We start from the raw sequence: 10,743 nt of genomic DNA, 5'->3' as shown, positions 1-10,743 counted from the left end.
AAGGGCGTCGCCGTCCGCCGCGCCATCCGCGCCACCGGCGCCCACCTGCTGTCCCTGCCGCCCTACAGCCCGGACCTGAACCCGATCGAGATGATGTTCGCCAAGCTCAAGACCCTGCTGCGAAAGGCCGACGAGCGATCCATCGCCACCGTATGGCACCGCATCGGCGCCCTGCTCGGCGAGTTCTCACCCACCGAATGCGCCAACTACTTCCGGCACGCAGGCTATGCTTCAGCGTAAATGGATCAGGCTCGAGCGGGCGTGTGGCGCCCGACGAGGGAGAGTGCAGGATGACGGCTGCGGTCCGGGTGGTGGAGCTGCGCGGCAAGCGGATCGAGATCACCGATGCGATGCGCACGGCGATCCTCGACGAGATGCCCGAGATCGGCTGGATCGCGGACGCATCGTTGCGCGCCGGCGTGACCGATGCCTGGGCGGCGGCGGTGGCGTCCTCGTCCTTCACGCGCATCGGCGACATGAAGCCATCCGGCAACTACGACTCGACACCGCTCCGCCACGGCACGCAGGCGGACCATATCCGCTCGGTCACGCGCATGGCGGTGAAGATCGCCGAGGAGATGGCCGGGCTGTTCCCGGAGTTCCGCTACGACCGCGACATCCTGATCGCGGGCTCGCTCTGCCATGACATCGGCAAGGTCTGGGAGTTCGACCCGGAGAACGTCGCGCGCTGGAAGGCGAACCCGCGCGCGGTCGGCATGCCGTCGCTCCGCCATCCCGGCTACGGCATCCATATCTGCCTCACGATGGGGCTGCCCGAGGCGGTGGCGCACATGGCGGCCGCGCATTCGGGCGAGGGCGAGTTGCTGGTGCGCAGCCTGGAGAACACGATCCTGCACTGGGCGGACTACACGTTCTGGCGCGTGGTCGAGGCAGGCGGGCAGTTCGCCGACAGCGACCCCTGGCTGAAGGGCGGGTGAGGCTCGCGGCGCGGGGGTCACTCCTCGCGGCGCAACCCCTTGCGGATGCGCCGCACGGCGTACCAAGTCGCGCCGATCACCAGCGGCGGGCCGAGCAGCCCGGCGAGCTTGCCGGCATCCGGCAGGCCCACCAGCGGCACGCCCTCGGCCATGTATTTCAGCAGGCTTACCGCATAGTAGGCGATCGCGAACACGGAGAGGCCCTCGACCGCCTGGCTGAGCCGCAGTTGCAGCCGCGCGCGGCGGTCCATCGCCTCCAGCAGGTCGCGGTTCTGCGCCGCGAGCCGGACTTCCACCCGTGTACGCAACATCCCGCCCGCGCGGGCGATGCCGTCGAGCAGCGTGCGTTCGCGGCGTGCGACGGCGGCGCAGGTGCGCAGGCCCGGCACGAAGCGGCGTTCGAGAAACAGCCCGAGCCGCTGTGCACCCTCGACCCGATCCTCGTGCAGTTCCGCGATCCGTGCGCTCACCAGCGCGCCATAGGCCTCGGTCGCGGCGAAGCGGAAGCGGTTGGCGGCGGCCAGCGCCTCGGCCTCGGCGGCGAGCCGCGTCAGCCGGTCGAGCAGCGTGTGATCGTCCTCGGCCGAGGCGCTGGTCGCGGCGACGATTGCGTCGAGCCGGCGCTCGAAGGCCGCGAGCTGTGGTGTTGCCGCGCGTGCCGGCGGCAGGCCGAGCAGCGCGGCCATGCGGTAGGTCTCGATCTCCAGCAGCCGCTGTGCCATCCGCCCGAGCCGGCCGGGCGTGAGCTTGTGGGCGTAGAGCAGCATGCGCGTGAACCCGTCCGCGCCGATCCGGAAATCGGCGAACACCGCGCCCGCACCGTCGCCGACCGTGCTGCCGACCACCTCGCCGGCGAAGGCCTCGGCCGGCGGGGCGGCGGCGATGCCGGGCAGCACCTTGAGATGCACCGCCGCGAGTCGCTCGCCCGGAAGCGCCTCCAGCCAGGCGGCGATGGGCGGCGTGAGCGCGGACCAGCCGCCGTCCTGATCGCCGGCGACCGCATCGGCGATCACCGTGACGGCCGTGAACTCGCCGTGGCGTTCCCAGCGCAGGGTGCGCCCGCCGAGCGCCACGGCATGATGCCGCGCGCCTTCGGGCGGCACCGGCGCGCCGTGCTCGCGGCACAATGTGGCGAAGCGCTCGCGATCGGCCTCGGCGTCGCCCTCGCCCGCCATCAGCACGACATGGCTCAGCACGGCCGGCGCGGTCAGCCGCGGATGCGGGCGCGCGTGCAACTCGTCGTTGATCGTTGCGCGGAGCGGATGGTCTGCCACGCCGCGACCATGCCATGCGCGGGGGCGCAACGGGAAGCGTCGCTTGACCCGATCCCGCCGGCGCGCTCCCATCGGGCGGCAACGCGGAGGAGGAAACGCATGCGCGCGATGGCGGTGATCGAGAACGGCAAGCCGCTCCAGCCGATCGAGCTGCCGACGCCGGAGCCCGAGGGCGAGCAGGTGCTGCTGGAGGTGACGCATTGCGGCGTCTGCCACAGCGACATCCATATCTGGGACGGCTTCTACGACATGGGCGGCGGCAAGGTGCTGACGCTCAAGGACCGCGGCGTGACCCTGCCGCTGGCGATGGGCCACGAGGTGGTCGGGCGCGTGCTCAAGCTCGGGCCGAGGGCGGCGGCGAGCGGCCTCAAGGTCGGCGATCTGCGCCTGGTGTTTCCCTGGGTCGGCTGCGGCACCTGCGCGAAGTGCCGCGCGGACGAGGACAACATGTGCCTCAAGCCGCGCTCGATCGGGGTCTATCAGCATGGCGGCTACGCGACCCATGTCCTGGTGCCCGAGCCGCGACACCTGATCGCGATCGACGGGCTCGATCCGGCGCTCGCCGCGACCTATGCCTGCTCGGGGCTGACCGTCTATTCGGCGATCCGGAAGGTGATGCCGCTGCCGCCCGAAGAGCCGATCGTGCTGTTCGGCGCGGGCGGGCTCGGGCTGAATGCGATCGCCGTGCTGAGGGCGCTCGGCCACAAGCGCATCGTCGTGGTCGATATCGATGCCCGGAAACGCGAGGCCGCGCTTGCCGAGGGCGCGACCGACGTCGTCGATGGCAAGGCCGACACGCCGGACGAGGTGGCCGCACGCGTGATCGCGGCCTGCGGTGGGCCGGTCGAGGCGGTGATCGACCTGGTCGGCGCCGGGCCGTCCGCGCGCGCCGCCTTCGCGTCCCTGCGCAAGGGCGGCGCGCTGATCCTGGTCGGGCTCTATGGCGGCGATCTGCCGCTGCCGCTGCCGGTGATGCCGACGCGCGCGTTGACGGTGCGCGGCAGCTATGTCGGCAACGTCAAGGAACTGCGCGAACTGATCGCGCTCGCCAAGGGCGGCAAGCTGCCGGCGATCCCGATCGCCACCGAGCCGCTGGAGAAGGCGGGCGAGGCGCTCAACCGGCTGCGTGCGGGCCAGGTGATCGGCCGGATCGTTCTCGCCGCTGACGGGAAGTTCTGATCCGCGTCACGACTCACGCGCGAGCAGCGCCTGCACCGCCTCGCGCCAGGCCTCCCAGGCCGCGTCGGCCTGTTCGCCTGCGCGCTCGACCGCGAGCGAGGCCTCGTTCAGCTGCCGCCGCGCCGCCTCGCGCTGCGGGCCGGTGCGGTCCTCGACCGCCTGGCGCGCGCGCGTGAGTGCCGCGTTCGCCACCGCGTAGCTGCGCGCCGCCGTACGCGCGGCATCGAGCTTCACGCGGAGATCGGCCATCGCGTCGATGACGGACTGGAGCGCCGCGCGGCCCTCGGCATCCGCGGGCAGCCGGGCGAGCAGCTCGCGCAGGCGCTCCAGCGTGCCGGGTCCGCCGGGCAGCCGCGGCAGCAGGGCCTCGATCTCGACCTCGCGCCAGGAGCCGAGCGTCTCGAAGGGGCGCAGCCCCTGATCCCACAGCCGGAGCTCGGCGCGCATCTCGCGCTCGAAGCCGAGCCGCAGCGTGGTTGTCGTGCCGGTCAGCATCATCTCGTGGCGGAGGCCGAACTCGCCCTCCGAGGCGACCGCGAAATCGGGCTGGGTGCCCGGACGCCGCGGCACATCGACGATCAGCCGGCCGCGTGCGCCGCGCGGATCGATCGCGAGCGCCTCCTCGACGCGCTGGATGCCGCGCAGGATCACGCGCCCCCGCTGCACCGCGACCGCGTGCGGCCGATCCGTGGCGGATTGGGCGTGCGTGATGCGCACGTCGCGGTCGCGCCCGAACGCGAGCAGCCGCTGCTCGTCCGGCGCGATCGCGCGCAGTTCGGAGTCGCCCAGGAACGCGCCCGTCTCCGCGCCCTCGGCGCCGAACACGGTGACGATCCCGTCGGGCAGCGTGCTGCCGGTCGCGTTGGTCACGCGCACCGCGAGCAGCGGGCTGCCGGCGCGCAGATCCTGCACCCACCAGACCCGCTCGGCCGGCAGGCGCGCATCCAGGAACGGCACGTTCGCGGTCTCGCCGCTCAGCACCGTCACCGGCGCAGGCAGGGTGAAGGCGACGCGGCCGATGCTCGACTCGGCTGCCGCCTGCGGCTGCGCCGCCGCCTGGTCCATGCTCGGCGCGGCCGGTGCGGCGGCGCTCTCCATCGCCGCGCGCATCCGTGCGGGTCCTGAGGCCGCGACCGGTGCCGGCGGCGGGGGCGGGCGCGGGCCGGTATCGGGCCGCACCGTCACGGTCTCGGCTGCGCGCACGGGAATCTCGACCCGCGGCACCTCGATCGGTGTGTAGAGCGCCTGGCGGTAGGCGGCCGGATTGCCCGAGACGAGCGCCAGCCGCACGCGCGACCAGTCCGCACCCGAACGGTTCTCGATCACCGCCCAGCCGACCAGCCGCGCCTCTCCCTGCGCCTCGGGCACCAGCAGGCGCCAGGACGGCTTCCACAGCGGCGCGCCGGTGACGCTGAGCACGCCGACCTCGCGCGCGCGATCGGCGCGCAGCCCGATCTCGATCCGGCGCTCGTCTTCGGTGCGGGCGGCGCCCAGTGCATCGGCCGCCCGGCGCACCCGCGCGGCGAGCGCAGTGTCCGTGAGGCGCACCTCGTCGCCCTCGCGGATCAGCGCGGCCGCGACACCCGTTTCGGTCAGGATCACGACGCGCAGCCCGGCTTCGGTCTCCTCCGCGTCCGCGAGGCGCCCGGTGACCCCGCCGGCCTCGACGCGCTGGCCGCGCAGCGCGCGCAGCAAGGCGACGCGCGAGGCGAAGTCCTCCGGGCGCAGCGGCAGGCCGCGGAATGCCTCGGCCGAGGCGTCGCGTGCGGGCGGGCGGATGCCCTCGACCGTGCCGACGGGATCGAGCACCACGAGGCTCTTCAGCAGATCATCGACATCGGCGGTGGGCGCGCGCAGCACCACCGGCGCGTCCGGACCGACCGTGCCGCGCCGTTCGATCTGCGCCAGGCCCGCGTTGGAGAGGGTGACGGAGACGACCGGCAGTTCGGTCGCCATGGCGAAGGTAGTGCCGAGCGCGAGCGCGCAGGCGAGGGCGAGGCGATGACGGCGCGAGCCGGTCATGGTTGGTCCTCCGGAAAGATGCGCCAGCCTAGACCGCTGGGGCGTGGCGTGCACGCGCGAGTCGGCATCGGGTCGCGAGATACTGGACGCGACAGGTGCGAGATGGGCGCGCGCTGTCTGCCCCTACCCCCCAAGCCGGTCCCAGCACCCGTCGCGATCCTGCGGCAATGCGTGCTTGGCGATCCGTTCGCTCGGCGTGCGCGGGAAGGACTCGACGAAAGCGATGTAGCGCGGCGTCTGGTAGGGCGCGAGGCGCTCGCCGAGCCAGCGCGCGAGTTCGGGCGCGGTCAGCGCGGCACCCGGGCGGCGCTGCACGAACAGCTTGATGTCCTGCTCGCCGATCTCCGCGGGCACACCGATCATGGCGCAGGCCGCGACGGCCGGATGCGCGGCCGCGACGTGCTCGACCTCCCAGGCCGAAACGTTCTCGCCGCGGCAGCGCACGCTGTCGGCGAGGCGACCGGCATAGACGAGATTGCCGGCGTCATCCCAGGCGCCGAGATCGCCGGTGTGCAGCGCGCCGTCGCGCAGCGCGGCGGCGGTGGCGTCGGGGTTGCGGAAATAGCCGGGGAAGAGCGCGCCCGGCAGGGTCGTGCGCACGACGATCTCGCCGCGCCTGGCCTCGCGCCCCTCGGCATCGCGCAGCGTCACCGAGAACCACGGCACCGGCTTTCCGATCGCCCCCGGCGTGCCGTCCGCGTTCCAGCTGGTGATGCTTGAGGCCTCGGTCATGCCGTAGCACTCGCGCACACTGAGGCCGAAGCGGGCTTCGATCGCGCGCCAGGTGTCGGCCGGGCAGCCCGCGCCCCAGGCGATGCGCACGCGATGGGCGCGCTCGTGCGGGTCCGGCGGCTGCGCCATCAGCATCTGCAGGATGCCGCCGAGATAGTGGATGTGTGTCGCCTTCGCCTCCGCCGCGTCGTGCCAGAATCGGCTCGCGCTGAAGCGCGGCACGAAGGCGAGCTCCACGTGGCGCAGCAGCGGTACGACGATGAGCTGCGCGCCGCCGATGTGATAGAGCGGTTCCCACACCAGCATCACATCGCCGTCGGACACACCCGAAACGATCGCCACCGCCTCGCCGGCGAGCCGCAGCATCCGGTGCGTGACGGTCACGCCCTTCGGCTGGCCGGTCGTGCCTGAGGTGTAGAGGATGCCGAAGGGTGTGTCGGCCGGCGGTACGGCGGAGTCGAAACGATCCGCTGCCGTCAGCCAGGCCTGTACCTCGGGCGAAGCCGCATCGAGCACCGGCACGTCGGACAGCACTGCTCCGCTCTCCGCGATCACCGGCAGCAGGTCGGTCTCGGCGAGCACGAGACAGGGCTCGGCGTGGTCGAGCACGTGGCGCAGGCTCGCCCCGCGCGCCTGGGCGTTCAGCGGCACCCAGACCGCGCCGAGCGCGGCCAGCGCATGCAGCAGCGCGAGCGGAAGTGTCCCGTTGCGCAGCATCGCGGCGACCCGGCTCCCCGCGCCGACGCCGCGCCGCGCGAGCCCGGCCGCCACACCGTCCGCCATGCGTTGCAGCGCGCCGAAGGTGATCGCCCTGCCGTGGATGCGCGCGAACACGCGCTCGGGCTCGGCCGCGGCAGCGGCGCGGAACCGCGCGAGAAACCCGTCCTCGGTGTCCGGGATCATGGCGTCAGCGATCGGGTCCGGAGCGGCGCCCGCCGCGCGCATCCAGGAAGCGCTGCATCGTCGTGGCCGGCTCGTCGGTGGCGTAGGCCTCGCGGTGGAAGCGGATCGCGGCATCGATCGCCTGGCGGAAGCCGGGCTCGGTCATCTCGCGCAGCCACGCCTTGGTCAGCCGGAGCGCGGTCGGCGGCTTGCCGGCCAGCTCCTCGGCGAGCGCGAGTGCGGTCTCCATCACCGCCTCGCGCGGAACGAGTCGGCTGATCAGGCCGAACGCATGCGCCTCCTCGGCCGGCAGCATCCGCCCGGTGAGCGCGAGGTCGGTGGTGCGTGCGATGCCGAGAATCTCGCGCATGATCCAGGGGCCGGTGATGCTCGCGAAGCCGGAGGTGATCTCCGGCTGGCCCATGGTGACGCCGGGATGGGCGACGCGCAGATCGCCGAGCAGCGCCACCTGGAACGCCGAGCCGGCGGCGAGGCCGTTGAGCGCGATCACCAGCGGCTTGGTCAGCGCGCGGAGCAGGCCGTAGAGCCGTTCCCACTCGCGGATCCACGCCTCCGCGCCATCCGGGTCGAAGGTCTTGCTCTCGTTCAGGTCCTGGCCGGCGCTGAAGGCGCGCTCGCCGGCGCCCGTGAGCACGATGGCGCGGATCGCCCCGTCGCGCTCCATCGCCTCCAACGCGGCGACGAGGCGGTCGCGCATCGGCCGGTGCCAGGCGTTCAGCACCTCCGGCCGGTTCAACGTGATCACGCCGGTCGTGCCGTGCGTGCGGGTGAGGATGAAGTCGCTCATGCGGGTCCTGGGGTCGGGGTCGGCGCGCGAGCCTGGGCGTGGCACCGGGGGGTCGTCAACGCCGGCCGGCGCGCGCTCGCCGTCGGGCCGCCTGTATGCTACCTCCACGCCCCGATGATCATCGGCCTCGGCAGCGACATCTGCGACATCCGCCGGATCGAGGCGACGCTCGCCCGCTACGGCGCCCGTTTCACCACCCGCGTCTTCACCGCGGGCGAGCAGGCCAAGGCCGACCGCCGGGCCGCGCGCGCAGCCACCTATGCCCGCCGCTTCGCCGCCAAGGAGGCCTGCGCCAAGGCGCTGGGCACGGGGCTCCGCCACGGCGTGTTCTGGCGCGACATGGAGGTGGTGAACCTGCCCTCGGGCCAGCCGACCATGCGGCTCGCGAACGGCGCGGCCGCCCGGCTCGCCGCGATCACGCCGCCGGGCATGCGGGCCGAGATAAGCGTCACCCTGACCGACGAACCGCCCTATGCCCAGGCCATCGTGATCATCACCGCCGTGCCGCCTGGCTGAGCCTGCGCTTGCTTGACAAGCCTCCCCCCACGGGGCAAGTCCGACCCGTCGCAGCGCCTGAGACCAAGGGCGCCCAATCCTCGCAGGCCCCCGGATCCTCCATGGCGAAGCGCAAATCGGGCGGCTGGCTCGAGACGATCAAGACCGTCGTCTATGCCGGCCTGATCGCGATCGGCATCCGCACGGTCGCCTTCGAGCCGTTCAACATCCCCTCGGCCTCGATGGTGCCGACCCTGCTGGTGGGCGACTATCTGTTCGTCTCCAAGTACTCGTACGGCTATTCCCGGTTCTCGATGCCGTTCTCGCCCCGGCTGTGGGAGGGACGGATCCTCGGCTCCCTGCCCGAGCGCGGCGATGTCGCGGTGTTCCGCTGGCCGCGCGACGACACCACCGACTACATCAAACGGATCGTCGGCCTGCCGGGGGACCGGGTGCAGATGATCAACGGCATCCTCTACATCAACGGCACGGCCACCCGCCGCGAGTCCGCCGGGCTCTGCGAGGAGGACGGCACGGGGGCGCGCATCCGCTCGCGCCGCTACCGCGAGATCCTGCCGAACGGGCGCAGCTATTACATCTGCGTGTTCAGCGACAGCGAGCGGTTCGACAACACGCCCGAGTTCCTGGTACCTGCCGGCCACGTCTTCGCCATGGGCGACAACCGCGACAACTCCTCCGACAGCCGCGATTTCGGCCCGGGCGGCGTGGGCTATGTGCCGGTCGCGAACCTGATCGGCCGCGCCGAGATCATCTTCTTCAGTCACGAGGGTCCGTTCTGGCAGGTCTGGAACTGGCGCTTCGGCCGTTTCCTGAACCGGATCCGGTGAGCGGAGACTTCGCCGACCGTCTCGCGCACCGCTTCGCGGACCCGGGCCTGCTGCGCCAGGCCCTGACGCATCGCAGCCTGCTGCAAGGCCGCAACCGCGGGCTCGCGAGCAACGAGCGGCTCGAATTCGTGGGCGACCGCGTGCTCGGGCTGGTGATCGCCGAGTGGCTGGTCGAGCGCTTCCCGGGCGAGCGCGAGGGGGGCCTGGGACGGCGGCTCGCGCATCTCGTCAACCAGGCGACGCTGGCCGCCGTCGCCCGCCGGATCGGGCTGGCCGAGGCGCTGATCGTGCCGGCCTCCGAGGCCGCGACGGGCGTGCGCAAGCGCGCGACCGTGCTCGCCGATGCCTGCGAGGCGCTGATCGGCGCGCTCTACATCGATGGCGGGCTGGACGCCGCGCGCGACTTCATCCGCGCGCACTGGGCCGAGGAGGTCGAGGCGGTGGCCGAGGCGCCGCGCGACCCCAAGACGGCGTTGCAGGAATGGGCGCAGGGGCGGGGGCTCGCGCTGCCCGCCTATCGCACCGTCGCCTCCGAGGGGCCATCGCACCGCCCGCGCTTCACCGTCGCGGTCACGGTCGGCGAGGCCAGTGCGGAGGCCTCGGGTGTGACCAAGCGCGAGGCGGAGAAGGCCGCCGCCGCCGCCCTGCTTGCGCGGCTGGAGGGGGGCGCATGACGGCGACACGCGCGGGCTTCGTCGCCATCCTGGGCGCGCCGAATGCCGGCAAGTCGACGCTGCTCAATCGGCTGGTCGGCGCGAAGCTCGCCGCCGTCTCGCCCAAGGCGCAGACCACGCGCTTCCGCATCCGCGGCATCGTGATGCGCGGGGCGAGCCAGATCGTGCTGGTGGATACCCCCGGCATCTTCGCCCCGCGCCGGATGCTGGACCGGGCGATGGTGAAAGCCGCCTGGTCGGGCGCCGCGGACGCCGATCTCGCGCTGCTGCTGGTGGACGCCAAGGCCGGGCTCACCGATGGCGTGCGCGCGATCGTCGAGAAGCTGCGCGCGAGCGGCCGGCCGCTCTGGCTCGCGCTGAACAAGGTCGATCTGGTCGCCCCGCCGAAACTCCTGCCGCTCGCGCGCGACCTGAACGCGCTCGCCCCGTTCGCCGAGACCTTCATGATCTCGGCCGAGACGGGCGACGGGGTGGAGCGGCTGCTCGACCGTCTCGCCGAGGCGATGTCCGAGGGGCCTTTTCTCTACCCCGAGGACGAGCTCTCCGATCAGCCCGACCGGCTGCTCGCGTCCGAGATCGTGCGCGAGCAGATCTACCGCCAGACGCACGAGGAGGTGCCCTACGGCACCACGGTCGAGACCGAGACCTGGGAGGAGCGTGCGGACGGCTCGGTGACCATCCGCGCGGCGATCGTCGTGGCCCGCGAAGGCCAGAAGGCGATCGTGATCGGCAAGGGTGGGGCGCGGCTGAAGGCGATCGGGGCGGCCGCGCGCGCCGAGCTCGAACGCGAGCTCGACCGGCGCGTGCACCTGTTCCTGCACGTGCTGGTGCGCGAGCGCTGGGACGAGGAGCGGTCGCGGCTGCGCGACATGGGGCTCGAGCCCGAGTGAC

The 10,743-nt window shown here is 72.7% G+C and carries 11 protein-coding genes; 7 read left to right on the top strand and 4 right to left on the bottom strand.

The window, feature by feature from the left end:
• Together F563_RS0101555 and F563_RS0101550 are read left to right on the top strand one after the other, a co-directional pair.
• Positions 1–240 (top strand): transposase (locus tag F563_RS0101555; protein WP_019012881.1); only part of this gene is annotated, 240 nt, incomplete at its 5' end.
• A gap of 50 nt (positions 241–290) precedes the next feature.
• Positions 291–938 carry an HD domain-containing protein gene (locus tag F563_RS0101550; RefSeq protein ID WP_019012880.1) on the top strand — a complete coding sequence of 216 codons (648 nt, stop codon included), beginning with the start codon at positions 291–293 and terminating at the stop codon, positions 936–938.
• 17 nt (positions 939–955) lie between these two features.
• Here the strand turns inward: F563_RS0101550 and F563_RS0101545 are convergent, their stop codons facing one another.
• Positions 956–2,212 (bottom strand): DUF3422 family protein, encoded by a 1,257-nt coding sequence (locus F563_RS0101545; protein ID WP_019012879.1) that lies wholly within the window; start codon positions 2,210–2,212, stop codon positions 956–958.
• A gap of 99 nt (positions 2,213–2,311) precedes the next feature.
• Between F563_RS0101545 and F563_RS0101540 the strand changes: the two genes are divergently transcribed.
• Complete coding sequence (locus F563_RS0101540) at positions 2,312–3,391, top strand: alcohol dehydrogenase (RefSeq protein WP_019012878.1); 1,080 nt, start codon at positions 2,312–2,314, stop codon at positions 3,389–3,391.
• 6 nt (positions 3,392–3,397) lie between these two features.
• On the opposite strand, the gene F563_RS0101535 is transcribed toward F563_RS0101540, so the two are convergent.
• From F563_RS0101535 to F563_RS0101525, 3 genes are all read right to left on the bottom strand, one after another.
• A complete protein-coding gene (locus tag F563_RS0101535; protein ID WP_019012877.1) occupies positions 3,398–5,413 on the bottom strand; it encodes a DUF4139 domain-containing protein in 2,016 nt (671 codons plus the stop codon).
• A 123-nt stretch (positions 5,414–5,536) separates the two neighbouring features.
• The gene (locus F563_RS0101530; protein ID WP_035574403.1) at positions 5,537–7,048 is read right to left on the bottom strand and encodes an AMP-binding protein; all 1,512 of its coding nucleotides are present in this window, start codon (positions 7,046–7,048) and stop codon (positions 5,537–5,539) included.
• A gap of 4 nt (positions 7,049–7,052) precedes the next feature.
• On the bottom strand, positions 7,053–7,835 hold the full coding sequence (locus tag F563_RS0101525; protein WP_019012875.1) for an enoyl-CoA hydratase/isomerase family protein: 783 nt from the start codon (positions 7,833–7,835) through the stop codon (positions 7,053–7,055).
• Between the two features lie 114 nt (positions 7,836–7,949).
• On the opposite strand from F563_RS0101525, the gene acpS reads away from it, so the two are divergent.
• From acpS to era, 4 genes are all read left to right on the top strand, one after another.
• Complete coding sequence (gene acpS / locus F563_RS0101520; RefSeq protein WP_019012874.1) at positions 7,950–8,351, top strand: holo-ACP synthase; 402 nt, start codon at positions 7,950–7,952, stop codon at positions 8,349–8,351.
• Between the two features lie 101 nt (positions 8,352–8,452).
• Entirely contained in the window at positions 8,453–9,178 is a 726-nt protein-coding gene (gene lepB / locus F563_RS0101515) for a signal peptidase I (protein ID WP_019012873.1), read from the top strand.
• Positions 9,175–9,852 carry a ribonuclease III gene (rnc, locus tag F563_RS0101510; protein ID WP_019012872.1) on the top strand — a complete coding sequence of 226 codons (678 nt, stop codon included), beginning with the start codon at positions 9,175–9,177 and terminating at the stop codon, positions 9,850–9,852. The genes lepB and rnc overlap by 4 nt, the downstream gene beginning before the upstream one ends.
• Entirely contained in the window at positions 9,849–10,742 is an 894-nt protein-coding gene (era, locus tag F563_RS0101505; protein WP_019012871.1) for a GTPase Era, read from the top strand. The genes rnc and era overlap by 4 nt, the downstream gene beginning before the upstream one ends.
• Position 10,743: the final 1 nt, after the last annotated feature.

This window comes from Elioraea tepidiphila DSM 17972 (assembly GCF_000378465.1).
In the GTDB taxonomy this organism is placed as follows: Bacteria; Pseudomonadota; Alphaproteobacteria; order Acetobacterales; family Acetobacteraceae; genus Elioraea; species Elioraea tepidiphila.
Note: the sequence above shows the minus strand (reverse complement) of the source record. Positions and strands in the feature narration are given on the sequence as shown.

Bases quoted from the DNA above. Each gene is read 5' to 3' on its own strand.
- F563_RS0101550 (WP_019012880.1), top strand. From the start codon at position 291: ATGACGGCTGCGGTCCGGGTGGTGGAGCTGCGCGGCAAGCGGATCGAG.
- F563_RS0101540 (WP_019012878.1), top strand. From the start codon at position 2,312: ATGCGCGCGATGGCGGTGATCGAGAACGGCAAGCCGCTCCAGCCGATC.
- F563_RS0101535 (WP_019012877.1), bottom strand. From the start codon at position 5,413: ATGACCGGCTCGCGCCGTCATCGCCTCGCCCTCGCCTGCGCGCTCGCG.
- F563_RS0101530 (WP_035574403.1), bottom strand. From the start codon at position 7,048: ATGATCCCGGACACCGAGGACGGGTTTCTCGCGCGGTTCCGCGCCGCT.
- F563_RS0101525 (WP_019012875.1), bottom strand. From the start codon at position 7,835: ATGAGCGACTTCATCCTCACCCGCACGCACGGCACGACCGGCGTGATC.
- acpS (WP_019012874.1), top strand. From the start codon at position 7,950: ATGATCATCGGCCTCGGCAGCGACATCTGCGACATCCGCCGGATCGAG.
- lepB (WP_019012873.1), top strand. From the start codon at position 8,453: ATGGCGAAGCGCAAATCGGGCGGCTGGCTCGAGACGATCAAGACCGTC.
- era (WP_019012871.1), top strand. From the start codon at position 9,849: ATGACGGCGACACGCGCGGGCTTCGTCGCCATCCTGGGCGCGCCGAAT.